General features: G+C 35.9%; 24 protein-coding genes. 17 read left to right on the top strand and 7 right to left on the bottom strand.

The window, feature by feature from the left end:
• Positions 1 to 94 precede the first annotated feature (94 nt).
• The 3 genes from ACPYKA_RS04370 to ACPYKA_RS04360 are packed head-to-tail and all read left to right on the top strand — an operon-like array spanning position 95 to position 1062.
• Positions 95 to 235, top strand: a complete 141-nt coding sequence (locus ACPYKA_RS04370; RefSeq protein WP_479541162.1) for a hypothetical protein — start codon at positions 95 to 97, stop codon at positions 233 to 235.
• Positions 236 to 239: 4 nt separating this feature from the next.
• Complete coding sequence (locus ACPYKA_RS04365) at positions 240 to 728, top strand: DinB family protein (protein ID WP_479541161.1); 489 nt, start codon at positions 240 to 242, stop codon at positions 726 to 728.
• A 13-nt stretch (positions 729 to 741) separates the two neighbouring features.
• A complete protein-coding gene (locus ACPYKA_RS04360) occupies positions 742 to 1062 on the top strand; it encodes an MGMT family protein (protein ID WP_479541160.1) in 321 nt (106 codons plus the stop codon).
• Between the two features lie 360 nt (positions 1063 to 1422).
• On the opposite strand, the gene ACPYKA_RS04355 is transcribed toward ACPYKA_RS04360, so the two are convergent.
• Together ACPYKA_RS04355 and ACPYKA_RS04350 are read right to left on the bottom strand one after the other, a co-directional pair.
• Positions 1423 to 2502 (bottom strand): tartrate dehydrogenase, encoded by a 1080-nt coding sequence (locus tag ACPYKA_RS04355; protein WP_479541159.1) that lies wholly within the window; start codon positions 2500 to 2502, stop codon positions 1423 to 1425.
• A 367-nt stretch (positions 2503 to 2869) separates the two neighbouring features.
• Entirely contained in the window at positions 2870 to 4150 is a 1281-nt protein-coding gene (locus ACPYKA_RS04350; RefSeq protein ID WP_479541158.1) for an IS110 family RNA-guided transposase, read from the bottom strand.
• 298 nt (positions 4151 to 4448) lie between these two features.
• Here ACPYKA_RS04350 and ACPYKA_RS04345 point away from each other — a divergent pair, with 298 nt between their 5' ends.
• The 8 genes from ACPYKA_RS04345 (at position 4449) to uvrC (ending at position 15251) form a co-directional block, all read left to right on the top strand.
• On the top strand, positions 4449 to 6800 hold the full coding sequence (locus tag ACPYKA_RS04345; protein ID WP_479541157.1) for an endonuclease MutS2: 2352 nt from the start codon (positions 4449 to 4451) through the stop codon (positions 6798 to 6800).
• A gap of 310 nt (positions 6801 to 7110) precedes the next feature.
• Positions 7111 to 8811: a long-chain-fatty-acid--CoA ligase gene (locus ACPYKA_RS04340; protein WP_479541156.1), complete on the top strand. Its 1701-nt coding sequence runs from the start codon at positions 7111 to 7113 to the stop codon at positions 8809 to 8811.
• A gap of 195 nt (positions 8812 to 9006) precedes the next feature.
• Positions 9007 to 9588 carry a TetR/AcrR family transcriptional regulator gene (locus ACPYKA_RS04335; RefSeq protein ID WP_479541155.1) on the top strand — a complete coding sequence of 194 codons (582 nt, stop codon included), beginning with the start codon at positions 9007 to 9009 and terminating at the stop codon, positions 9586 to 9588.
• 80 nt (positions 9589 to 9668) lie between these two features.
• On the top strand, positions 9669 to 10442 hold the full coding sequence (locus tag ACPYKA_RS04330) for an enoyl-CoA hydratase (RefSeq protein ID WP_479541154.1): 774 nt from the start codon (positions 9669 to 9671) through the stop codon (positions 10440 to 10442).
• Positions 10443 to 10517: 75 nt separating this feature from the next.
• The gene (locus tag ACPYKA_RS04325; RefSeq protein ID WP_479541153.1) at positions 10518 to 11291 is read left to right on the top strand and encodes an electron transfer flavoprotein subunit beta/FixA family protein; all 774 of its coding nucleotides are present in this window, start codon (positions 10518 to 10520) and stop codon (positions 11289 to 11291) included.
• A 26-nt stretch (positions 11292 to 11317) separates the two neighbouring features.
• A complete protein-coding gene (locus ACPYKA_RS04320; RefSeq protein WP_479541152.1) occupies positions 11318 to 12292 on the top strand; it encodes an electron transfer flavoprotein subunit alpha/FixB family protein in 975 nt (324 codons plus the stop codon).
• 440 nt (positions 12293 to 12732) lie between these two features.
• The gene (trxA, locus tag ACPYKA_RS04315; RefSeq protein ID WP_479541151.1) at positions 12733 to 13047 is read left to right on the top strand and encodes a thioredoxin; all 315 of its coding nucleotides are present in this window, start codon (positions 12733 to 12735) and stop codon (positions 13045 to 13047) included.
• A gap of 398 nt (positions 13048 to 13445) precedes the next feature.
• Entirely contained in the window at positions 13446 to 15251 is a 1806-nt protein-coding gene (uvrC, locus tag ACPYKA_RS04310; RefSeq protein ID WP_479541150.1) for an excinuclease ABC subunit UvrC, read from the top strand.
• 174 nt (positions 15252 to 15425) lie between these two features.
• Here uvrC and ACPYKA_RS04305 read toward each other — a convergent pair whose 3' ends face one another.
• A complete protein-coding gene (locus tag ACPYKA_RS04305) occupies positions 15426 to 15857 on the bottom strand; it encodes a DUF2507 domain-containing protein (protein ID WP_479541149.1) in 432 nt (143 codons plus the stop codon).
• A gap of 409 nt (positions 15858 to 16266) precedes the next feature.
• Between ACPYKA_RS04305 and ACPYKA_RS04300 the strand changes: the two genes are divergently transcribed.
• The 3 genes from ACPYKA_RS04300 to sdhB are packed head-to-tail and all read left to right on the top strand — an operon-like array spanning position 16267 to position 19437.
• Positions 16267 to 16887, top strand: coding sequence for a succinate dehydrogenase cytochrome b558 subunit (locus ACPYKA_RS04300; protein WP_479541148.1), 621 nt, complete (start codon positions 16267 to 16269; stop codon positions 16885 to 16887).
• Between the two features lie 25 nt (positions 16888 to 16912).
• A complete protein-coding gene (gene sdhA / locus ACPYKA_RS04295) occupies positions 16913 to 18673 on the top strand; it encodes a succinate dehydrogenase flavoprotein subunit (RefSeq protein WP_479541147.1) in 1761 nt (586 codons plus the stop codon).
• Positions 18673 to 19437: a succinate dehydrogenase iron-sulfur subunit gene (gene sdhB, locus ACPYKA_RS04290; RefSeq protein ID WP_479541146.1), complete on the top strand. Its 765-nt coding sequence runs from the start codon at positions 18673 to 18675 to the stop codon at positions 19435 to 19437. The genes sdhA and sdhB overlap by 1 nt, the downstream gene beginning before the upstream one ends.
• A 459-nt stretch (positions 19438 to 19896) precedes the next feature.
• On the opposite strand, the gene ACPYKA_RS04285 is transcribed toward sdhB, so the two are convergent.
• Entirely contained in the window at positions 19897 to 20268 is a 372-nt protein-coding gene (locus ACPYKA_RS04285; protein ID WP_479541145.1) for a DsrE family protein, read from the bottom strand.
• A gap of 162 nt (positions 20269 to 20430) precedes the next feature.
• Here ACPYKA_RS04285 and ACPYKA_RS04280 point away from each other — a divergent pair, with 162 nt between their 5' ends.
• The 3 genes from ACPYKA_RS04280 (at position 20431) to ACPYKA_RS04270 (ending at position 21794) form a co-directional block, all read left to right on the top strand.
• On the top strand, positions 20431 to 20778 hold the full coding sequence (locus ACPYKA_RS04280; RefSeq protein ID WP_479541144.1) for an SCP2 sterol-binding domain-containing protein: 348 nt from the start codon (positions 20431 to 20433) through the stop codon (positions 20776 to 20778).
• A 16-nt stretch (positions 20779 to 20794) separates the two neighbouring features.
• Complete coding sequence (locus ACPYKA_RS04275) at positions 20795 to 21238, top strand: acyl-CoA thioesterase (protein ID WP_479541143.1); 444 nt, start codon at positions 20795 to 20797, stop codon at positions 21236 to 21238.
• 79 nt (positions 21239 to 21317) lie between these two features.
• Positions 21318 to 21794 (top strand): SprT-like domain-containing protein, encoded by a 477-nt coding sequence (locus tag ACPYKA_RS04270; protein WP_479541170.1) that lies wholly within the window; start codon positions 21318 to 21320, stop codon positions 21792 to 21794.
• Between the two features lie 200 nt (positions 21795 to 21994).
• Here ACPYKA_RS04270 and ACPYKA_RS04265 read toward each other — a convergent pair whose 3' ends face one another.
• From ACPYKA_RS04265 to ACPYKA_RS04255, 3 genes are all read right to left on the bottom strand, one after another.
• Positions 21995 to 22468: a hypothetical protein gene (locus ACPYKA_RS04265; protein WP_479541142.1), complete on the bottom strand. Its 474-nt coding sequence runs from the start codon at positions 22466 to 22468 to the stop codon at positions 21995 to 21997.
• A gap of 567 nt (positions 22469 to 23035) precedes the next feature.
• Complete coding sequence (locus ACPYKA_RS04260; protein WP_479541141.1) at positions 23036 to 23350, bottom strand: hypothetical protein; 315 nt, start codon at positions 23348 to 23350, stop codon at positions 23036 to 23038.
• A 675-nt stretch (positions 23351 to 24025) separates the two neighbouring features.
• A partial coding sequence (locus tag ACPYKA_RS04255) for a LuxR C-terminal-related transcriptional regulator (RefSeq protein ID WP_479541169.1) occupies positions 24026 to 24136 on the bottom strand: 111 nt, incomplete at its 5' end.

Here is a 24136-nt window from a genome sequence, read left to right as displayed (position 1 = left end):
GCAAGTTCAAAGAAGTGGATTTTCTTTTTAAAATATCATTCAAAAATTCAGATTAAACTGATAAACTAATTATAAGCGTTTTAGGGGGTCTCTATTGAAAAAGGAAAGAGACAAAGAGTTTTTAGAGTCATGGGTACCTGAAAAAAATGCTGTAACAGGTTTTACATTTAAAGGAATGGGAATGTTTTTATTTTTAATTGGTTTCTTAAATATTTGGTTTTTTAATGGGGAGTGATTGTGTGAAAATAAATGAAGAGGCAAGAGATGAACTATTAAATGAAGTAACAGGATTAACAGATGAAGAAATTAATAGAAAACCAGCCGATGATGAGTGGTCTATTAGGCAAGTTTTGGAGCATTTATATTTATTCGAACTGGAAGTAATCAAGTCCGTCCAGGAAGAATTAGCTAAAGGAGAAGAAGTGACAATTAAAGAAAGACCGATTCATTTGGCGGTAAATCGCGAAATTAAAGTTGAAGCACCTAGCAATGTAAAGCCGAGTGAATCGTTTGCCACATTGGAAGAATTGGAACGAAAGCTTGCTTCTTCTAGGGAAAAACTGCAGAAATTTGTAAACAATACAGATAAGAAGTTATTGGAACAAAAGGCCTTACCTCATCCAGGATTTAAGAAATTAAGTTTAGCCCAATGGATTGAATTTATTGGTTGGCATGAGAAGCGGCATATTTTGCAAATTAAAGAAGTGAAAGAGAAGTTAGCAATATAATTGGAGGATTAGCGTGGAGGTTTTTACTGAAAATGTAATTAAAATTATTCTAGGCATCCCCGCTGGTCGTGTGATGACATATGGCCAAGTAGCAAAAGTCGCTGGAAAGCCACGTGCAGCAAGACAAGTCTCTTGGATTCTTCATTCCATGAGTCAGAAACATAAACTCCCTTGGCATAGGGTGATCAATTCAAAAGGTGAAATTTCTTTAAAAGGCAGTGAGCAAAGAGAGTTACTTGAATTGGAAGGAGTTCATTTTAATGAGTCAGGAAAAGTGAACTTGGACATATATTTATGGTCGCCGGATGAAGAAGAGGGGCCACTCGTTAAATGAGCTACCTCGTGGTTATCGTGGATTGTGAGGATAATCGCGATTCTCGTGGTTAACTGACGGGTATAGTGTAAACTTGAAGATCAGCAAGTTTGCATAAGATGGAGAGTCGTTTGCGCCACATGCTGAGTGGTGAAAAAAGATGCAAAGTGGTTCGCGCCACATGCTGAGTGGTGAAAAAAGATGCAGAGTGACTGTCACAAGATGCTGAGTGAGAGAAAAAGATGCAGAGTGTCTAGCGCAAAATGTTGAGTGAGGAAAAAAGATGCGAAGTGGCTCGCATCACATGCAGAGTCGCAAAAAAAGATGTAGAGTGACTTTTCGTTTTATAATAAAAACAGGTTGTTTTAAGCAACCTGTTAATTATCTGTTTTGTGCATTTCTTTTTAGTAATTCAACAAAACGATCTCCTACTTCGGAAGTCGATGCGTTTCCTCCTAAATCTGGGGTTAAGCTTTCTGTTTCATTTAATATATCTTTAATCGTATCGAGGATAAGTTTTCCCCACTCCTCTTCTTTAAAGTAATCCATCATTTGGCTAACCGACCAAAGGGCCGCTAATGGATTTGCAATACCTTTTCCCGCAATATCAGGTGCAGAACCGTGAACAGGCTCGAACATAGAAGGATACTTTCTTTCCGGGTTGACATTTGCACCGGTTGCTAGTCCCATACCTCCTGTAATAGCTGCACCTATGTCTGTTAAAATATCTCCAAACAAATTTGAAGTTACGACGATTTCAAATCGTTCCGGATTGGAGACAAAATATAAACTAGCCGCATCAACGAGATAGGAATAGGTTTCTACATCTGGATATTCTTTGCCAATTTCTTCAAAAACTTCATCCCAGAAGACCATCGAATAATTTAAAGCATTTCCTTTACTAATACTCGTGAGTGATTTCTTTTGCTTTTGGGCTTCTTCATATGCATAGCGGATAATTCGTTCTGTTCCTTTACGAGAGAAAACTCCTGTTTGAAGAACAACCTCTTCCGGTTTTCCTTTAAATAACCAATCTCCAGCACCTGCATATTCACCTTCACTATTTTCTCTAATCACTAAAAAGTCAATGTCTTCTTTTGTTTTATTTTTTAAAGGGGTAAGTTTTTCATTCAACAATGTTATAGGCCTAATATTGACATAGAGATCAAATTCTTTTCGAATTCGTAACAAAAGATCCCATAAAGAAATATGATCCGGCACACCAGGATAGCCAACCGCCCCGAGATAAATTGCATCGAATGTTTTTAATCTTTCAATCCCATCCTCATCCATCATTTTTCCATGTTCTAAGTAATACTCACAACCCCAAGGGAATTCTTGAAATGAAAAGGATAGTTCTTTATCAAGTTCTTCAATTGCCTGTAAAACTTTTACACCCTCAGCAACAACTTCAGGGCCGATTCCGTCACCAGGGATGAGCGCGATGTTAATATTTTTCATAGTTTCCTCCTCTAAGTCTAGTAATATTAAATTTGAAAAAATCTTTAATTCTATTGGTTAATCAGTAATAAGTTTACCAGTATCAATTCAACTCTAGATGGATTTCTTTAATATGTCAATCGCACATTACTCGAACACCTTAAAAGGATATTTTCATAAACACCCCGTTTCTAAGTGAGGTTACTTTATGTCTACCCGCCAATAGTCGATTCAAGTTTTACAACCCTTTTAATACAAAATATGATCAAATCTATCAGGTGTTAGTGTGAAAACAAAATCAGTAGAAACTTCTATGTAAAATATTTCAGAGGGCACAACAAATAAACCATAAAAAAATGTATTTTTTTTTGCGGTGGTTATCTGATTATTAAGCTGTAGTTGATTGTTCTTTCCTGACAAAGTCTTCAGGCAAGAACCCTTCTGCAATTAATAGTTTTGTCGCCTGTTTGATTGCTTTTTCCTTCTGTTTCTGCACTAAATTGTCTGGCATGTCAATTTTGTACAAATCAGTTGGATTCCATATCTCACCTGTGGAAAGCATATGATAGATTGCCGTGAGTATCATACGAGCAATCGCAATAATGGCACGTTTCTTCCCACGCCGTTTGTAGATGCGTTCATATTTCTTGCGGTAATAAGGCTGCTTTTCCGTTGATTTAACTGCTGCATGAGCACACTGGACAAGTGCTGGCTTGAGATAGACACCTGCTCGTGAGATTTTGACCGATTTCTTTTTTCCAGCAGATTCATTACTGCTCGGTGCAAGTCCAGCCCAAGAACAGAGTTTTTTGGAAGATGAAAATTGGGACATATCCACACCGATTTCCGAGATAATCTGAATCGCTGATTGACGGCGAATTCCTGGGATAGTCTCCAAAAGCTGAACAGCTGCTTCATATGGTTTAATCATCTCATCCAACTGATTATCTAGAAGCTCAATGGAGTGATCGAGATATGTTTTGTGTTCTTCGATGAGTTGAATTCGAATAATTTGTTCAGGTGTAAAGCTGTAACCCTCAATGGATTCAATTAATTCTTGTCCTTTTGATTGCATACTACCATGAAGTAAAGAAAGGACATGATCAGGGTTAAAGTCCTTAGTTGAAATGAGATAATCTCGGACTTTCTTAGAGCTAACACCAAACATGTCGGAAACGACGGCGTCCATCGCAACATTACCAACGGTAAATGCATTTTGAAGCCGATTCTTCTCACTAGAACGATGGCTAACTAAGCGAGTGCGGTAGCGCGTAAACTCCCGCAGTACACGAATATCTTTTGCAGGAATAAAACTACCTTTGACTAAACCCATACGGAAAAGTTCGGCAATCCATTTGGAGTCCTTCTTATCATCTTTGTTTCCTTTTACTGCACGAACCCATTTGGGATTCGCAATGGTGACATTAATCTCACCTTCAAGTAAATTGGAAACGGGGACCCAGTATTTCCCGGTACTTTCCATACAGACATCGTAACAGTTGTGTTCCAATAACCAGTTTTTCAATGCCAGAATCTGATTATTGAACGTTGAAAATCGTTTCTTTTGATAATGTGGTGTTAACTCGCCAGCTTTTGTGGTAATGATGGTCGCGATTAAAAAGCGTTTGTGCACATCAATACCACAACAAACGGGATACACGACTTTCATGGGACTTCGCTCCTTTCTATAAGTAGCGGAGAGGCAGGGACTGATCGGGGCAGCATTTAACAGGATTTGTTAAAACAATGATTAGTGTGCGGACTCTAAGTTCCACTCATTTGTGCTTGAAAGCCCCGACCTTACACTGGTTTTTATGCTGGTTCAAACAAACGAGGTTTGGTTTCCTACAACTCACCCCACCGTGCTTTGTAGTGTGCCTTTCCTAACTCTATTATAAACGAAAATCCGCATTCGTTTTCATTACTATTTGACTCGAGGAGCGGAGCGAGTCGAGATGGAGGTTTTTATGAATGAACGGACGTTACATGTATTGGAATATAATAAAGTTATTGATTTATTACTGGAAGAGACCGCTTCATCCGTTGGTAAGGAAGCGGTACAAAAACTTACGCCACAAACCGATATCGAAATGATACAACGCCTTCAAAACGAGACGGATGAAGCGCTACATGTTATAAGGTTAGATAAGACTGTACCTTTTTCTCAAGTATACGATATTACGGAAAGTCTGAAACGAAGCCGAATTGGAAGCATGCTTGATACTACGGAGTGTTTACAAGTTGCGCAAACGATTTATACTGGGCGAAATATGAAAAGTTTTATTGAAAATTTAGAAGAAAGTTTCCCTCTACTAGAGGAAATCGTAGAAGAAATTACCCCATTAAAATTTTTGGAAAAAGAAATTAAAAGTAAAATAGATGATCATGGTGATGTCGTTGATGATGCATCAGCAAAATTAAGGGGAATCCGTCAAACAATTCGTACGTATGAAACGCGTATCCGTGAACGACTGCAACAATTAACAAAAACAAAAAGCAAAATGTTATCAGATGCGATCGTCACCATTCGAAATAATCGCTATGTTTTACCCGTAAAACATGAATATCGAAGTGCAATTGGAGGAATAGTTCACGACCAATCTTCCTCAGGGCAAACTCTTTTTATGGAGCCGCGCGCGATTATTGATTTGAATAACCAGCTGCAACAAGCAATTTTGCAAGAAAAACAAGAAATAGATGTAATTTTACAACAGTTAACGTCAGAAATAGCAGAGCATGAAGAATCTTTACTGATTAATATAGAAGTTATCGCAAATTTAGACTGTATTTTTGCAAGAGCTAGGTTAGCCGTTAAAATGAAAGCTGCTAAGCCGACTCTAAATGAACAGGGAATTATTGACATGAAACAGGCTAGACACCCACTTATTCCGATTGAAAATGTAGTTGCAAGCGATATTGCCATCGGTGATGATTATCATGCAATCGTCATTACTGGTCCGAACACCGGGGGAAAAACAGTCACACTAAAGACAATTGGACTTTGTACATTGATGGCGCAGTCCGGCCTCCAAATACCAGCATTTGATGGATGTAAACTAGCGGTCTTTAAACAGGTGTTTGCAGATATTGGTGATGAGCAATCGATCGAACAAAACTTAAGTACATTTTCTTCGCATATGACGAATATAGTAAACATAATGGAGCAAGTTGATGAAACATCGCTAGTTTTATTTGATGAACTTGGAGCCGGTACAGATCCTCAAGAAGGAGCAGCACTGGCGATGGCCATATTAGATGAAGTAATTAACTGCGATGCACGAGTGGTGGCTACAACGCATTATCCTGAATTAAAAGCTTATGGGTATAACCGTGAATTTGTCATGAATGCATCTGTGGAATTTGATGTGGAAACATTGCGTCCTACGTATCGTTTATTGATGGGAGTACCAGGTCGAAGTAATGCGTTTGAAATATCGGATCGTTTAGGGCTCCGTAAAGAAATTATTGAGCATGCAAAGAGTTATCTAGGTGTCGATTCCAAGAATGTCGAAAATATGATTGCAGCTTTAGAAAAATCAAGAAAAGAAGCTGAAAAGGAACTTGCGGAAGCGAATCGTATTTTAGAAGAAAGTGAACAGCTTCGTTCCGATTTGCAAAAAGAATGGAATACGTTTGAACAGAAAAAAATGGAGCTTTATAAAAAAGCGGAAGAAAAAGCGGAAAAAGCGCTCCAAAAAGCAAGAGAAGAAGCTCAAATTATCGTCGATGAAGTTCGCCAAATGAAAGATAAAGCAATGTGGAAAGAGCATGAATGGATTGAAGCAAGAAAAATGTTGGATGAAGCCCAGCCTGAACTCGTTAAAGTTGAAAATAGAGAAGACGTTCAAGCTGATCAACAAGAACTCGAAGTCGGCGATGAAATTAAACATAAAACATTACAACAAACAGGTGAAATTATTGAAAAGAAAAATAAAAATGAGTATGTGATCCAAGTTGGCATGATGAAAATAACTGCGAAACGAAAAGATCTCATTTTTGTAAAAAAAGCAAAAGACGAAAAAGCAGATTCCCCATCTCGTCCTGTATCACATATGATTTCTTCCAGCGGGGGGACAGTAAAAGCAGAGCTTGATCTCAGAGGAGAACGCTATGAAGATGCACTGTTAAAACTAGAAAAGTACATTGATGATGCGCTTGTCCAAGGGTATCCACGAGTGACGATCATCCATGGCAAAGGTACTGGAGCACTTAGAAAAGGAGTAGAAAATTTCATTCAATCACATTCCCATATAAAATCACATCGTTTAGGTGGGCAAAATGAAGGAGGAAGTGGTGTTACAGTTATTGAATTCCAATAAAGGACTAAACATGACATAGTAATACAAAATTGAACAAACATTCATTATTATATTGAATTACTATTCATTTTATGATAAACTTTGAGAAACGATTGCTGATAAGGCTCTTTCTCTATAATGGAGGATAACAATGGTACTCGATAAACTAGCAAAAATACTTATTTCAGTCGCAGTTGTTTTTATAATTGTTGGTGTCGCTTATTGGTTTTTCTCGTAAAAAATGACAGAATTTTTGAAGGAACCTCATGAATTGACTAGCATCTAAGAACTTCGCTTCTGACAGTTTTAAATTTAGTATGGGGGGATAAAGATGGATAAAGAAAAGCCTTGGATTAGGCATTATCCAGAAGAAATTCCTACTACGCTTCAGTATGACGAAATCCCACTTTACCAGTTTTTATTGGAAAGTGGTAAACGTCACACGGAAAAGAAAGCGCTTCATTTTATGGGGAAAGAAATTTCTTTTGGAGAGTTACTGAAACAAGCAAAGCAAATGGCAAGTTTTCTGCAGTCAATTGGATTAAAAAAAGGTGATCGTGTTGCTAGTATGTTACCTAACTGTCCTCAAGCTGTCATAACGTATTATGGGACATTGATGGCGGGTGGAGTAGTTGTTCAAGTAAACCCTTTATATACGGAAAGGGAGCTCGAGTATCAAGTACAGGATTCAGGAGCAAAATACATCGTTTGTTTGGATATCCTATTACCACGGGTCTCCAGTGTGCGAGATAAAACGGATTTAGAGCATGCAATTGTCACACGGATAAGTGACTTTTTACCGTTTCCCAAAAATCTCATTTACCCATTTATTCAAAAGCGTCAATATAATATGGTAGTTAAAGTAGAAGAATCTGCAGATACACATGTTTGGAAAAAAGTTTTTGAAAGCGTTTCCGACTCGTATGAAAAAGTTGAGATTGATCCAAAGGAAGACTTAGCGTTACTACAATATACCGGTGGGACGACAGGAAAGCCGAAAGGAGTTATGCTCACCCACTATAACTTAGTTGCAAATGTTCAGATGTGTACTGCTTGGCTTTATAAGTTGGGAAAGAGTCAAGAGATAGTTCTCGGTGTTTTACCGTTTTTCCATGTATATGGAATGACAACCGTAATGAATTTATCTGTTATGTATGGTTCAAAAATGATTTTAATGCCAAAATTTGATGCAGAAGAAGTTTTGAAAACGATCGAAAAGTTAAAACCAACCTTGTTCCCAGGGGCGCCAACCATTTATATTGGACTGTTAAACCATCCGAATCTTGAAAAATATGATTTATCATCAATTGAAGCATGTATTAGTGGATCGGCTTCACTACCACTTGATATACAACAGCGGTTTGAAGAAATAACAGGTGGACGTCTTGTGGAAGGGTATGGATTAACTGAAACGTCACCTGTCACACACGCCAATTTCATTTGGGGTAACCGAATTCATGGGAGTATAGGAGTACCTTGGCCTGATACTGAAGCAATGATTGTTAAGGAAGGAACACTTGAGGAATTACCTGTTGGTGAAGTAGGAGAAATTGCTGTCAGAGGTCCACAAATAATGAAGGGATACTGGAACAGAGAAGAAGATACAAAGGAAGTATTGAAAGAAGATGGTTGGTTACTAACGGGTGACATGGGACGAATGGATGAAGAGGGATATTTCTATGTTGAAGATCGAAAGTCTGATATGATTATAGCTGGTGGTTTTAATATTTATCCAAGAGAAGTAGAAGAGGTATTGTTTGAGCATACGGGAATACAGGAAGCTGCGGTTATTGGAGTCCCTGATGCATATCGAGGAGAAACGGTTAAAGCAGTCATTGTTCCTAAAAAAGGTGAAAAATTAGACGAACAACAATTAAATCGATATTGTCGAAAAAATTTAGCACCTTATAAAGTACCGCGAATCTATGAGTTTCGTGATGAACTACCAAAAACAATCGTTGGAAAAGTTTTAAAAAGACAATTAATTGAAGAGTCCATTGATGCAATGGAAGAAGATAAAAAAGTAAATTAATTTATGGAAATTTATAAGATAAAGCAAGGAATGAAGACTACTTTTTAATAATTTTCTTAAAATAGATAGAGAAAATAAACATGCGTTTTCATTCGATAAATATCTTTATTGACATAATGAAATGAAAACGCTACAATTACTTATGAATGACCAATCATTCATAAGTAATTTTTTATTAAAGTGAGGGGAGTCCCAATGAACAAAGAACGGCCAAAATATAAACAAATTATCGATGCTGCAGTAATTGTAATAGCTGAAAATGGTTATCATGCTTCCCAAGTGTCAAAGATTGCAAAACAAGCAAATGTAGCAGATGGAACTATTTATTTATATTTTAAAAATAAAGAAGACATATTAATTTCAGTTTTCAAAGAGAAGATGGGTCATTTTATAGAAATGATTGATAACGCAACAAGTGAGCAAAAGTCAGCCAGTGATAAGCTGTTAACACTAATTAACATGCATTATAAACAACTTTCAGAATCACCGCATTTAGCGATTGTAACACAACTAGAATTGAGACAATCAAAACCTGAATTACGAAAAGAGATTAATAAAGTACTAAAATCATATTTGAATGTCATCGATGAAATCATCCAGCAAGGAATCGAGGAAAATGAAATAAGAAAAGATGTTAATCCACAAATAATAAGGCAAATGATTTTTGGAACGCTTGATGAAACAGTTACTACTTGGCTAATGAAATCTCAGCGTTATTCACTTTTAGATCAAGCAGAAGAAGTTCACGATCTTTTAACAAAAGGATTTTTCAAATAGTATATGGTCCCCTCAAAACCATGAAGTTTTGTTAAAAAACTATATATTTTGGTTATTATCTATGATTAAGGAGGAATAAGGTGAGTACATTATCGCTAGTTATTGAAGATCATATTGCAACCCTTACGATCAACAGTCCGCCTGCCAATGCTCTTTCCACAACAATATTAAAAGATCTTGAAACACAATTAGACCAGATTGAAAAGGAGGATACAGTAAAAGCTGTTATTTTAACAGGGGAAGGCAGATTTTTCTCGGCAGGAGCAGATATTAAGGAATTTACTTCTTTACAAGCGGCATCTGATTATGAGTCACTTGCAAAAATGGGGCAAAAATTATTTTCCCGAATGGAGAGATTTCATATACCGATCATTGCTGCGATTCACGGTGCTTCTTTGGGTGGTGGTTTGGAGCTCGCTTTAGCTTGTCATATTCGTTTAGTTACGAAAACTGCCAAGCTTGGTTTACCGGAAATTACGCTTGGAATTATTCCGGGATTTGCAGGAACACAGCGGTTACCACAATTTGTTGGAAGCCCTAAAGCATATGAAATGATCTTAACAGGGGATACAGTTACAGGCGAAGAAGCGGTACAACTTGGACTTGCGAATAGAGCTGTTGATGATGAACAGTTGCTAAGTGAAGCGAGAAATTTAGCTAAAAAGATAGCTACAAAAAGTAAACCGGCTATTACAAGAATAATGGAATTAATTCCATATACAAAAGTTGCTTCTTTCCAAGCAGGAACAGATCGAGAAGCGGAAGCCTTTGGAGAAGTTTTTGGTAATGAAGATGCAACAGAAGGTATTCAAGCATTCATCGAAAAACGAAAGCCGAAATTTAAAGACAGATAAGAAAGTTTAAAAATTGATCACAGCTTGTTTGACGTTGTCAGCTTATAATAAAGATAAGATAGGGAGGAATTAAATATGAATATCTACGTTTTATTAAAAAAGACATTTGATACCGAAGATAAGATTGTTGTTACCGATGGAGAAATTGAAGATGATAGCGCTGAATTTATCATTAACCCTTATGATGAATATGCGGTGGAAGAGGCAATTGTCCAGCGTGATGAACACGGGGGTGAAGTAACCGTTGTGACAGTTGGAGATGAAGATTCCGAAAAACAATTACGTACTGCGCTTGCGATGGGTGCGGATAAGGCTGTTTTAATTAATACTGAAGATGACCTTGAAGAAGGAGATCAATTTACAACGGTTAAAATCTTAGAAGCATTTTTTGAAGATAAAGAAGTTGATTTAATCTTAGCCGGAAATGTTGCTATCGATGAGGCAAGTGGTCAAGTTGGTCCACGGTTAGCAGAAAGATTAGATATTCCATATATTACTACCATTGTTGGGCTCGATATAGAAGGAGAAACAGCTCATATTGAAAAGGACGTAGAAGGGGATGTCGAAAAGATCGATGTCAATTTACCGCTTCTTGTCACTTGTCAACAAGGACTTAATGAACCAAGATACCCTTCTTTACCAGGAATTATGAAAGCGAAGAAAAAACCTTTAGAAGAATTAGAAATTGATGATTTGGATCTTGATGAAGATGATTTGGAACCAAAAACGGAAACGGTCGATATCTTTTTACCTCCTGAAAAACAGGCTGGTCGTATTTTAGAAGGGGAAATCGAAGACCAAGTAAAAGAATTAGTATCATTATTAAAAAATGAAGCGAAAGTACTGTAAATAAGGGTGAGAAGGGAGAAGTTAAGATGAGCGATAAAATATTAGTTATTGGTGAATCAAGAGAAGGTGTTTTACGAAATGTTAGCTTTGAAGCAATTGCAGCTGCTAAGAAAATGAATGAAAATGCCGAAGTAGTAGCACTTCTGCTAAGTGATGGTGAATTGGAAGACCAAGCTCAGGAAATGATCTATTATGGTGCCGATCGTGCAGTAACGGTGAAGCATGAAAATTTGAAAAATTATACGTCTGAAGGGTATGGACAAGTGGTTTTGGAAGTAATTGACGAAGAAACTCCGGACGCGATCCTTATGGGTCACACTGCTATTGGAAAAGATTTAACTCCAAAAATTGCAAGCAGACTAGAATTAGGTCTTATCTCCGATGCAACGGAAATTGAAACAGACGGTGAGGATGTAATTTTTACAAGACCGATCTATTCTGGAAAAGCATTTGAGAAAAAAGTAATTAAAGAAGGCATAACGTTTGCTACAATCAGACCGAATAACATCGCAACGCTTGAGAAAGATGAATCCCGCTCAGGAGAAATTCAGGCAAAGGATGTCGATGTAAAAGATTTGCGTACCGTTATTAAAGAAGTGATCCGTAAACAATCTGAAGGTGTCGACATGTCTGAGGCGAGCGTTGTTATCGCAGGTGGACGTGGCGTAAAAAGTGCAGAAGGATTTGAGCCACTTTATGAATTAGCTAATCTATTGGGCGGTGCAGTTGGAGCATCTCGTGGGGCTTGTGATGCTGAGTACTGTGATTACTCCTTACAAATCGGACAGACAGGGAAAGTTATTACTCCAGATTTATATATTGCTGTTGGGATCTCTGGAGCGATCCAACATTTAGCCGGAATGTCAAACTCGAAAGTAATCGTTGCGATTAACAAAGATCCGGAAGCAAATATTTTTAACATTGCTGATTACGGAATTGTTGGCGATTTATTCGAAGTTATTCCTTTACTTACTGAAGAACTAAAGCAACAGATAGGGTAAGAGCGGAAAATCTGATCGCAATAAAATAGTGATCAGATTTTTTAAAATAAGTTACGTTTTTTTACTGAAGAATGACCGACTTAAAGGTTGTTTTATAAAAAATTATCATTTGAAGACAGAAGATGCGAAGTGGCTCTCAAACATGCGTAGTGGCTATAAAATATGCTTAGTGGCCCTCTCAACATGCGTAGTGACTGGAAAATATGCTTAGTGGCTCTCACGACATGCGCAGTGGCCAAAAAAGATGCTTAGTTGCTCTAAAAGACAAGAACCCCTTTTGAGATGCGTTGGCTGGAAATGATACGAAATGTTTTCTGCAGTGGTATTCGTTTAAAGCCAAATATGAATTATGCATGTATAAGCAAACTACTAGCAAGCTAAAACTAACGGTGATATAATCGAATGCAGAATCAACCAAGATTTGAAATGGAGGAGTTTAAATGGCAATTGTAGATGTAACTGATCAAAATTTTGCACAGGAAACTACGGATGGGCTAGTACTTGTCGATTTTTGGGCACCATGGTGTGGGCCTTGTAAAATGATTGCTCCGGTTCTTGAAGAACTTGATGGGGATATGGGTGAGACAGTTAAAATTGTTAAATTGAATGTTGATGATAACCAAGAAACAGCTGGAAAATATGGTGTAATGAGTATTCCAACTTTACTTTTAATGAAGGATGGTAATGTTGTAGACCAAGTTGTAGGTTTCCAGCCGAAAGAAGCGCTAGCAGAACTAGTTAATAAACACGCATAAGGCTTAGTAAATTAAGATATTTTGGTAATCCCTTGCTCCTCTTACTGAGGCAAGGGATTATCTTTGTTATAATCGTCTCATAGGCAGATAAGAAAGGATAAAACTATTTTGACTCGCTCACTAGCTAAAAGCTCGGGCGTCCTGGGACTGGACTTTCGTTCGTCCCACCGTAAAGATTTGTCTCAGGCGTAAGTCACTAGCACGTCAATCAATCGTAAGTGCATCTTTAGTTCTTGCCAAGGCTTGCACTCACTTAGCATAAGTGCAACATCATCTCTGTCTTTCGCCAGGAAGGCCGACTAAGAACAGGCCCTCTGCCTAACTGTCGGCATACCCCTGGTGATGAGGGCATGTTTTCTTTAACGATAAGCCAAGTTTTCTAATAAGGGGGGATTCAGATGGATGTTACCATTCAAGAGAAATTGAAAGTCTTACCAGCCAAACCAGGCTGTTATTTAATGAAAGACAAACATGGTACTGTTATTTATGTAGGGAAATCAAAAATGTTACGAAACCGCGTCAGGTCTTACTTTATTGGGGCACACGATGAGAAGACACAGCGACTTGTGATGGAAATTGCAGATTTTGAGTATATTGTTACTTCCAGTGAAATTGATGCACTTATATTAGAAATGAATTTAATTAAGAAATATGATCCTAAATACAATGTCATGCTTAAAGATGACAAGAGTTATCCTTATTTAAAAATAACGAATGAACGGCATCCGCAATTATTAATTACACGAAAAATAAAAAAAGATGGTGGAAAATATTTCGGGCCGTATACAAATGTAATTGCTGCACGAGAAACAAAGAAATTATTAGACAGACTTTATCCGCTTCGTAAATGTAATAACCCACCTGGTCGTTATTGTTTGTATTACCATATGGATCAATGTTTAGCATGTGGCGAAAAAACCGTTCCAAAAGAGGAATACGATAAGATTATTCAAGAAATAAGTAGCTTTTTACATGGTGGATATAAAGAAATAAAAAATGATTTACAAGAAAAAATGTTAGTCGCAAGTGATGAACTCAACTTTGAAAGGGCACAAGAATTAAGAGATCAGATTACCCATATTGAAGCAGTGATGGAACAACAAAAAGTGACCTTAAATGAAAAGGTAAACATTGATATATTTGGATATAGCTGTAATAAAGGCTGGATGTGTGTTCAAGTATTTTTTATTCGCCAAGGAAAATTATTAGAACGCGATGTATCGATCTTTCCTTATTATTCAGAAGCGAAAGATGCGTTTATTAGTTTTATTGGACAGTTTTACCTACATCAACGTAATTTAAAACCAAAACAAGTGTTAGTCTCAATTGGCACGGATGCAGCTTTAATCAAGGAACTGTTAGAAATAGATGTGCATACACCTTTTAGAGGACGAAAGAAAGAACTTGTCGAATTAGCGGGTAAAAATGCACAAATTGCTTTGGAAGAACGTTTTTCTTTAATCGAACTCGATGAAGAACGAACAATTAAATCTGTTGAAAAATTGGGTGAGTTATTGAATATTGAAACACCTCGAAGAATCGAAGCGTTTGATAACTCAAACATCCAAGGTACCGATCCAGTTTCAGCCATGGTTGTTTTTATTGATGGGAGAGCAACTAAAAATGAATACCGAAAATATAAAATTAGACATGTCGAAGGACCGGACGATTATGAGACAATGCGAGAGGTTGTTAGGCGCAGGTACAAAAGGGTTTTAACTGAAAATCTACCTCTCCCAGATTTAATTATTGTCGATGGTGGAAAGGGACAAATGTCAGCAGCAAGAGATGTACTTGAAAACGAACTTGGGTTATCTGTTCCATTATGTGGATTAGTTAAAGATGAAAGACATAAAACAGGTGAATTGCTATATGGAGATCCTCCAACAGTAGTTCCACTTGAGAGGAGATCCAATGAGTTTTATTTAGTACAACGAATTCAAGAAGAAGTGCATCGTTATGCGATAACATTTCACCGTCAATTACGTGGAAAGGGAGTTATGCAATCTGAATTGGACAAAATTCCTGGTGTTGGTGCAAAAAGACGGAACTTGCTTTTAACTCATTTTAAATCTATCAGTGCAATAAAGGAAGCAACGATTGAAGACATGACTAAACTTGGGATTCCTATAAATGTTGCCGAAAATGTGTTGAAAAGTTTAAATGAACCGCCTGATAATCGATCGGATGAATCGGACGAATAGGGGATATCGATTTTATTTCTAATGGTTAAATTTTTAAGGTGTAGCATTATAAAAGGGTATTAATACACTTTATCTGTTGAAAAAATTAAAAACGGTCACAAAACTTGATAGTCTGTGACCTTGATATTGGAGCAAAACAGATGTAATTCCTTTATCGTCTATTCCGATTGATTATTAATCAGTAAAATACAATTTATATTCCACTCGGAACAATCTTTCATTAATTGTTTCTAGGCATTCTGCTGGACGTCCAGTTATATTTTGCATTGCTTCTGCAATAAAACCGGCTTCTAAACGGAAATCTACATCAATAGAAGCTTGCATACGTTTTACAACATCATCTGACATCAAATGAAGAATCATATGATTTTGTTTATTTTTAATTAGTTCAAGGTTTCCCCAGCGAAATTTTTTAAATAAATAAATAACATCTTCAAGACTTTCCATATGTATTCTTCTAGCGAGAGTGCGGCCAATAAAATATAAAAGTGTATCTTTTTCATGACCAAGAAAGCTAGGTAAACTAATATACCTGAGAATATCTTGACCAATAGTTTCGGAATTAAACTCATCTAGCGTAGAGAGCGAGATTAAGTTTCTGTCCATCTAAGTCATCCTTTACATGTATAATTTATTTGTAACGCTTATATTATATCATAGTTTCGTAGATTAATATTATGTTAATATATTGGGATAAAACGTCGATTAGCTGAGTCTTAAGTGCTAAAATGTTATACTATTTCCATTTATATTAACACCATATGTGTAAAATTAATACCCCTTTTCTTGACGCTTTTTCTAGTTAGAAGTACAATAAAGAAGAATTCAATAAACACTGGTTTTCAATTAATGATAGGTGATGAATTAACTTTAGAGGCATACTTATATATTGATCAATATTTTTAAAAAGAGCAGTAAATAATTTCTAAAGTAAATTTATAAAACCTATTTCTAAACCTGTTGTGCAATTTTTTAAAAATTTTATATAAAAAATAAGTTAAGGAGGGAGTAACACATGGTGGATCATCGAGAATATTTTTACCGAAGACTGCATTCACTTTTAGGTGTTGTTCCAATTGGTATCTTTGTTGTACAACACTTGATTGTGAACCATTTTGTTGTTTATGGAGAAGAGAGCTTTAATAAGGCAGCTGGCTTTATGAGTTCACTTCCATTTGTACTTGTATTGGAGATTGTAGTTATTTATTTACCGATTTTATTTCATGCCATTTTAGGAGTATACATCGTATTGGCGACTCGTAATAATACAAGAAAATACGGTTATTTCCGTAACTGGATGTTCTTATTACAGCGTATATCGGGTATTATTACACTTATTTTTATTGCATGGCATGTATGGCAAACAAGAGTTCAAGTCGCATTAGGGAATGCTGAAGTGAACTACCAATTAATGGAAGGAATCTTAACTCAGCCATTCTATTTCTGGTTTTATATCATTTCTATTCTCGCTGTCGTATTCCATTTAGCGAATGGATTATGGAGCTTCTGTGTTTCATGGGGAATTGCACAATCTCCACGTTCACAACAAATCATTACATACGCAACAGTTATTGTTTTCTTAGTAGTTAGTTATATTGGAATTAGAACGATCATTGAATTTGGTATGGGAGCATAATTACTTAGAGGAGGGAGTATAAACAATGAGTAACCGAAAAGTCGCAATAGTAGGTGGCGGACTTGCTGGATTAATGGCAACGATCAAAGCTGCCGAAGCTGGCGTTCAAGTAGATTTATTTTCTATCGTACCAGTAAAACGCTCTCACTCTGTTTGTGCCCAAGGTGGAATTAATGGTGCGGTAAATACAAAAGGAGAAGGTGATTCTCCTGATATTCACTTTGACGATACGGTATATGGTGGGGACTTCTTAGCAAACCAACCGCCTGTAAAAGCAATGTGTGACGCAGCACCAAGTATTATTCATATGCTTGACCGTATGGGTGTTATGTTTAACCGTACTCCAGAGGGACTGCTTGATTTCAGACGTTTTGGAGGTACACAGCACCATAGAACAGCATATGCTGGGGCAACAACAGGTCAGCAATTATTATATGCACTAGATGAACAGGTTCGTCGTTTTGAGGTAGAAGGACTTGTGACAAAATATGAAGGATGGGAATTTCTCGGTGCAGTCATCGATGATGAAGGCGTTGGCAGAGGAATTGTCGCACAAAATATTAAAAGTCACGAAATTAAATCATTCCCTTCTGATGCAACGATTTTAGCAACAGGTGGACCTGGTATCATTTTTGGTAAATCAACAAACTCAATTATTAATACTGGTTCAGCGGCAAGCGTGCTTTATCAGCAAGGTGCAAAATATGCGAATGGTGAATTTATCCAAATCCACCCGACAGCAATTCCAGGTGATGATAAATTACGTCTCATGAGTGAATCTGCTCGTGGTGAAGGTGGTCGTGTATGGACATATAAAGATGGAGAACCTTGGTATTTCTTAGAGGAAAAATATCCTGCATATGGTAACCTAGTTCCTAGGGACATTGCAACACGTGAAATTTTTGATGTCTGTGTGAATCAAAAGTTAGGAATTAATGGAGAAAACATGGTTTACCTTGACCTTTCCCATAAAGATCCAAAAGAACTTGATATAAAATTAGGTGGAATCATTGAAATTTACGAGAAATTCGTTGGAGAAGACCCTCGTAAAGTTCCAATGAAAATTTTCCCTGCTGTTCACTATTCTATGGGTGGATTATGGGTTGACTATGATCAAATGACTAACATTCCTGGTATTTTTGCTGCGGGAGAGTGTGATTATTCACAGCATGGCGCAAACAGACTAGGTGCTAACTCACTATTATCTGCTATTTTCGGTGGAATGGTTGCCGGTCCAAAGGCAATTGAATATATCGATGGGTTAGATAAACATGTAACAGACATGGGTCCTGAACTATTTGATGCTCGTGCAAAAGAAGAGCAAGAGAAGTTTGAAGCACTTCTCAAAATGGATGGTACAGAAAACGCCTATCAATTACACCAAGAGCTTGGTGAGTGGATGACAGATAACGTAACAGTAGTTCGGGAAAATGATCGTCTAGAAAAAACAGATGAAAAACTCCAGGAATTACTAGAGCGTTGGGAAAATATTAATGTAACTGATACTTCTCAGTGGAGTAACCAAGGTGTTATGTTTACTCGTCAGCTAAGAAATATGATTGAACTGGCTCGTGTAATTACACTAGGAGCATTGAACCGTAACGAAAGTCGTGGAGCTCATTATAAGCCAGAATTCCCTGAGCGTGACGATGAGAATTTCTTAAAAACAACTATTGCAACATATGAAAAAGGTGAACCAGTTATAACATATGAAGATGTTGATGTTTCTTTAATTCCACCGAGAAAACGTGACTATACAAAAACAAGTGAAGGGAGCAAAAAATAATGGCTGAACAAAAAACTGTTACTTTTATTATAACAAGACAAGACAGCCCTGATTCCTCCCCTTACGAAGAGACATTTAATGTACCCTATCGTAAAAATATGAACGTAATTTCTGGACTTATGGAAATCCAAAAAAATCCAGTTAACGCTAAAGGGGAAAAAACTACTCCAGTTCAATGGGAAATGAACTGTTTAGAAGAGGTTTGTGGTGCTTGTTCCATGGTTATTAATGGAACAGCCCGTCAATCTTGTGCGGCTTTAGTTGATAAATTAGAGCAACCAATTCGCTTAGCACCGATGGATACTTTCCCTGTTGTACGTGATTTAATCGTTGATCGGGAACGTATGTTTGACGCCCTAAAACAAATTAAAGCATGGATTCCAATTGACGGTACGTACGATCTTGGACCTGGACCTCGTATGCCAGAGAAAAAGCGTCAGTGGGCTTATGAACTATCTAAATGTATGACATGTGGAGTATGTTTAGAAGCATGTCCAAACGTTAACGCTAAATCAGACTTTATTGGACCAGCCGCATTATCCCAAGCACGATTATTTAATGCGCACCCTACAGGTGAAATGAATAAAAGTGAACGTTTGGAAGGCTTAATGGAAAATGGTGGAATTACAGGATGCGGTAACGCACAAAACTGCGTCCAAGTTTGTCCAAAAGGTATTCCATTAACAACTTCTATCGCAGCAATGAACAGAGCAACAGTTGTGCAATCATTTAAAAATTTCTTTGGTAGCGACAACGCATACTAATTCATAATTGACTAAAAAACCCCTTATTGATAATTATCAATAAGGGGTTTTTTAGAATGTAAATTGAAATATGATTGATCGACTCCGCATCTTATTTCGCCACTTTGCATGTTTGTGAGTGACTTTGCATCTTATTTCATCACTCCGCATGTTAGTGCAGCGACTCTGCATCTTATTTTCACCACTCCGCATGTTAGTGCAGCGACTCTGCATCTTATTTCATCACTCCGCATGTTAGTGCAGCGACTCTGCATCTTATTTCCCCACTTCGCATGTTAGTGCAGCGACTCTGCATCTTATTTCCCCACTTCGCATGTTAGTGCAGCGACTCTGCATCTTATTTCCCCACTTCGCATGTTGGTATAAAGACTCATCATCATTTTCAACTACCTATCATCATATGAGAGTCACTTTGCGCATGTTAATAAGTGTTTCAATCAATTTATCTATACTTCTATTTTAGTTTAGCTGTAATGACTTCTTCGCTTCCATAATCGCATCAATTACATTATCTGCAGTTATAACTTCAGCACCTTCAACTAGATCTTCTTCTTTTACACCATTATGTTCCATACAAGAAGAACATACTTTTAATTTGCCACCCTTATCAAGAAATGTCTTTAATAGCTCATCAATCGGTGAAAAAGGGGCACCGATATCGATTTTTTCTGCATATCCTTTCTCCGCTACATGCACAGCATTTGAAAGTAGCATTATTTCTGTTCGATGATTTTTCTCGATAGCTTTAACTCCCATTGTAAATGCTATTGTTACATTGTTTTCATCATTCTCATGAGCTGTAAGTGTTATTAGTAAATCAGTTTCGCTCATTTAAAATCCCTCCTTATATTTAATATACCCATCTAGGTATGATTGTAACGGTACATATATTGTAAGTCAATTTAATTGATTATTGAAGATTGCGCTTTCATTTTTATTGTTTTCATATTATAATGGGTGAACAATCATTCATTTGAAAGGGCGAATATTATAATGGATTTAGATACGAAGTCATTAAGTGAAATTTGGGATGAAATTGAAAAAAAGGCTAATGAACGGCCTGAGTTGATTAAAGATTTAAATGCGAGTTATATTTTTGAGATCACTGGAGATGACGCTGGTACATATGGATTAATTTTTAAAGATGGAAGTGCATTAGTTGACTCAGGTGCAAATAATTCAGCTGATTGTACACTTACGATGAGTGTAAAGAACTTTAAAAAATTATTGCAAGGAAATTTAAACTCGGCATCAGCTTATATGACAGGCAGGCTGAAAGTAAAAGGTAATATTGGTCTAGCGTTAAAACTCGAAAATCTTTTAAAAAAATTTAACGTTTAGGAGGGGGGAATATTCCATGCATCATATTTCATATATAAACGATTTTAAACAATGGAAAGAAGAATTCTCATTTCATATTGATATTACTATTCGTTTTTCAGAAACTGACATGTTTGGACATGTAAATAACGTCTCACCGTTTATTTATTTTGAAGAAGCGCGAATTGAATATATGAAACATTTAGAATTATTTTCGAATCTAACGAATCCTGAGTCTATTCCTGTTGTTGTTGATTTACAATGTGATTATCATAGACAAATATTTTTTGGAGAGACAATCAAACTCTTTGTTAAGACTGACTCTATTGGGAACAGTTCACTGGATCTACATTATTTAGCGGTAAATGAGTCAGATGAAGTTTGTTTAACGGGAAGAGGGAGATTGGTTAATGTAAATCCTAAAACAGGAAAATCACAAAATCTACCCGAATCAATAAAAGAAAAGTTAATGGTAAAATAGATTTAAAAATAGAATTTTCTATATGCTCACTGCTATAATGAAAAGGTAATATTGTTCTAACATATAGGAGTGAGCAACAATTTCAGAAGAAGAATTAACGGAAATAGCGAGTAACTTTTTACAAGAATGCTATGGCATAACTTTAACCATACCTATTAAGCGAAATAATCGGCTTAGAACAACATTAGGCAGATTTGTTGTCTCTTATGATCAACGTCCACTACGTATTGAGATAGCGGGAAATACACTTGAATATGGAACAGATGATGTGATTATAGGAATTTTAAAACATGAATGCATCCATTATGCATTTCATATGATGGAGAACCCAAGCAGTGATGGCCACCCGTTTTTTGAATCGGAGTTAATAAAACACGGTGCACCAAGTACGAAAACAACAAAAATTGGTAAACATTTCGTTTTTAAGTGTAATGCTTGCGGTAAGGAAAGTGAAACGAGGCTGAAGCAGCTCAATCGTACGCCACATAGATATCGCACATCATGTTGTCAGTCGAGCCTTACGGTAGTAGGAGAAAGAATTTATGATGGAACTTAATCCATATCTAAATAGTAAGAGAAAGGCTGATCAATGTATAACGATCAGTTTTTCTTATTCTAGCGAAAAGTAAATGAAAATGAAATGGAAATAAAAAATATTTTTGTTTTATAAATTTAATTTTTCCATTTGAATCAGTTCTTGATTTCGGGATTGGTATGTATCAATTGTGAAATGACTATAAGGTTTAGCAGGTAAAGTTAATTCTTAACAAGATGTTTGATATTTTTAATCTCAGCTTCTTGATCTAAAGAACGAATGGATAATAAGTCTAAGCGATTTTCATACTTTTCTTGAGAAAGTTCCATGCGTTTTATCGAGGAATCTACCTCTGTTAATTTGTCTCCAATATCGTAAATAACTGACTTCACAGCCGGAAACTCTTCAATATCCTTTTTGGTAGCGGCTGTTTCTTTAAGTAATTTTACATCTGTTTTTAAAGTATCTACATCTACTTTCAAAACTTTAACATCTTCTTTTAAAACAGTTACATCTTCTTTCAAAACTTTTACGTCTTCTTTTAAAACAGTTACATCTTCTTTTAGAACTTTAACATCTTCTTTTAAACTTTTTACGTCACCTGTTACCTCTTTTAATTGGCTTTCTATCCCACTTACTTGACCATTCAATCTTGTTAGTTCATGTAAAATTTGATTGGAAACATCGTTTGTCATTTAAATCCTCCTTTCAATATTTATACGGTATGCATTTATTTCAAACACTTGTTAAAAATACATTATACACGATTTACATAGCAAATTGTGAAAATTATGAGTAAATTGTCTAATAATGTTGATTACAGAATTTTTTTCATGGTACAAAAAACAAAATGTATCACATAAATAATATGGGCAAAAAAAACTTGTCATGCGTTTGCGATCAGTTTTTCTTATCGTGTATGGTGAACAGCATTTAGTTGATAAAAAGAATCAAACACCGCTAAATTCATTGATGTAGGAACAAATCGGTGAGAAAATAAAGGGAAATAATGAAAGGTTAACCGCAATATCTATAATTAGATAAAGTTGTATTTGATGGGTATAAGGATGGGTAAGAAGAACGTTTTAAAGAAATTTACCATAAATGGTTAGAAGAAAATAAATCAACGATTGAAAAAGGAACTGTGAAAGGGTCATCGATATGAATCATAACTTTTATTACATATTGGGTTGAAACAGGCATAAAAAACCTATAAGCTGTTAGATAACTTATAAGCGTTGATTTAGATGAATTCACTAATGTTATTGACCAATTATTTTCTGTATTTTTGATTCTACTTTGAAAAGACGATTGTTTAATACAACGATGTCGGCATCGTTGTCATTTGTTTTATTTTCTATTGTTTTTAAGATGGCTATGACATCTTCATTTACTGTATGGTCAATGCGTTCAATACTATCTTTAATATTAGTTACATCGTTTTGAATATGTTCTGTTTTTGTATCTAGTTTTTTAAGATGATTCGTCACTGTTTCGATTTCATTCTTCATCGTCTTCATATCATTTTCCATTGAATTTAACTTATTTAAAATTAAATCTAGTTTTGCATCGCTCATTTGTATTCATCCTTTAATATATTATTAAAACTTTATTGATTATTATTAAAATGCTGTAAATAGCAATGTGATACCTTCGACAGCTTATTTGAAAAATCTATAATTATTTTTTTACTCCCTAACATAAATAGCAATTGAACTAATTTTCATCAGATTTTACCGTAATAGTAGCACATTTGAACAATACGTGTTTAAAAATGAAGTATATTATTAAATAATTATTGGTGTTTTAACTGAAAAATAGTGTTGTTGCATAAAATTACAATTCTTGATGTTTATTATAACATAACTAATTATTGCAATCATTAACCACTTCATAAATTTGCCGTGAATTTATTATCTGCAAATTGTTGTTAAAATTACAAATTGAATTGTTACATTTTGTTGGGGAAATCAACAATTGATTAAGAATTCATTGAATTTTTCAGCTTAAAGAAATTTACACTTGATATAAAACGATTGAAAACTAAAATTGGAGAATACTTTGTTTTTACTTTTATAACTGCATAGGTCACAATTTTTATGTGATTTTCATGGTACACAAACGAAAAGCATCACATAAATTAATATCGGCAAATAGAAAAACTGATCACACTCTGACGATCAGTTTTTCTTATCGTGTATGGAGTACAACAAATAGTAGATGTATTGGTATATTATAAAATGTTTTCTGTTTTATAACTTTAACTCTCCCATCCGAATAAGTTCAATTACTGCCTGGGCTCTTCCCTTAACACCTAGTTTTTGGATTGCGTTTGATATATGGTTACGAACAGTTTTTTCTGA

Source organism: Pseudogracilibacillus amylolyticus (SeqCode) (assembly GCF_051918545.1).
GTDB lineage: Bacteria > Bacillota > Bacilli > Bacillales > Amphibacillaceae > Pseudogracilibacillus.
This window is presented reverse-complemented; position numbering and strand designations above follow the sequence as displayed.

Excerpts from the sequence above, each read along its gene's own strand:
- ACPYKA_RS04355 (WP_479541159.1), bottom strand. The coding sequence starts at position 2,502 with ATGAAAAATATTAACATCGCGCTCATCCCTGGTGACGGAATCGGCCCT.
- ACPYKA_RS04350 (WP_479541158.1), bottom strand. The coding sequence starts at position 4,150 with ATGAAAGTCGTGTATCCCGTTTGTTGTGGTATTGATGTGCACAAACGC.
- ACPYKA_RS04345 (WP_479541157.1), top strand. The coding sequence starts at position 4,449 with ATGAATGAACGGACGTTACATGTATTGGAATATAATAAAGTTATTGAT.
- ACPYKA_RS04340 (WP_479541156.1), top strand. The coding sequence starts at position 7,111 with ATGGATAAAGAAAAGCCTTGGATTAGGCATTATCCAGAAGAAATTCCT.
- ACPYKA_RS04335 (WP_479541155.1), top strand. The coding sequence starts at position 9,007 with ATGAACAAAGAACGGCCAAAATATAAACAAATTATCGATGCTGCAGTA.
- ACPYKA_RS04325 (WP_479541153.1), top strand. The coding sequence starts at position 10,518 with ATGAATATCTACGTTTTATTAAAAAAGACATTTGATACCGAAGATAAG.
- ACPYKA_RS04320 (WP_479541152.1), top strand. The coding sequence starts at position 11,318 with ATGAGCGATAAAATATTAGTTATTGGTGAATCAAGAGAAGGTGTTTTA.
- trxA (WP_479541151.1), top strand. The coding sequence starts at position 12,733 with ATGGCAATTGTAGATGTAACTGATCAAAATTTTGCACAGGAAACTACG.
- uvrC (WP_479541150.1), top strand. The coding sequence starts at position 13,446 with ATGGATGTTACCATTCAAGAGAAATTGAAAGTCTTACCAGCCAAACCA.
- ACPYKA_RS04305 (WP_479541149.1), bottom strand. The coding sequence starts at position 15,857 with ATGGACAGAAACTTAATCTCGCTCTCTACGCTAGATGAGTTTAATTCC.
- ACPYKA_RS04300 (WP_479541148.1), top strand. The coding sequence starts at position 16,267 with ATGGTGGATCATCGAGAATATTTTTACCGAAGACTGCATTCACTTTTA.
- sdhA (WP_479541147.1), top strand. The coding sequence starts at position 16,913 with ATGAGTAACCGAAAAGTCGCAATAGTAGGTGGCGGACTTGCTGGATTA.
- sdhB (WP_479541146.1), top strand. The coding sequence starts at position 18,673 with ATGGCTGAACAAAAAACTGTTACTTTTATTATAACAAGACAAGACAGC.
- ACPYKA_RS04285 (WP_479541145.1), bottom strand. The coding sequence starts at position 20,268 with ATGAGCGAAACTGATTTACTAATAACACTTACAGCTCATGAGAATGAT.
- ACPYKA_RS04280 (WP_479541144.1), top strand. The coding sequence starts at position 20,431 with ATGGATTTAGATACGAAGTCATTAAGTGAAATTTGGGATGAAATTGAA.
- ACPYKA_RS04275 (WP_479541143.1), top strand. The coding sequence starts at position 20,795 with ATGCATCATATTTCATATATAAACGATTTTAAACAATGGAAAGAAGAA.
- ACPYKA_RS04265 (WP_479541142.1), bottom strand. The coding sequence starts at position 22,468 with ATGACAAACGATGTTTCCAATCAAATTTTACATGAACTAACAAGATTG.
- ACPYKA_RS04260 (WP_479541141.1), bottom strand. The coding sequence starts at position 23,350 with ATGAGCGATGCAAAACTAGATTTAATTTTAAATAAGTTAAATTCAATG.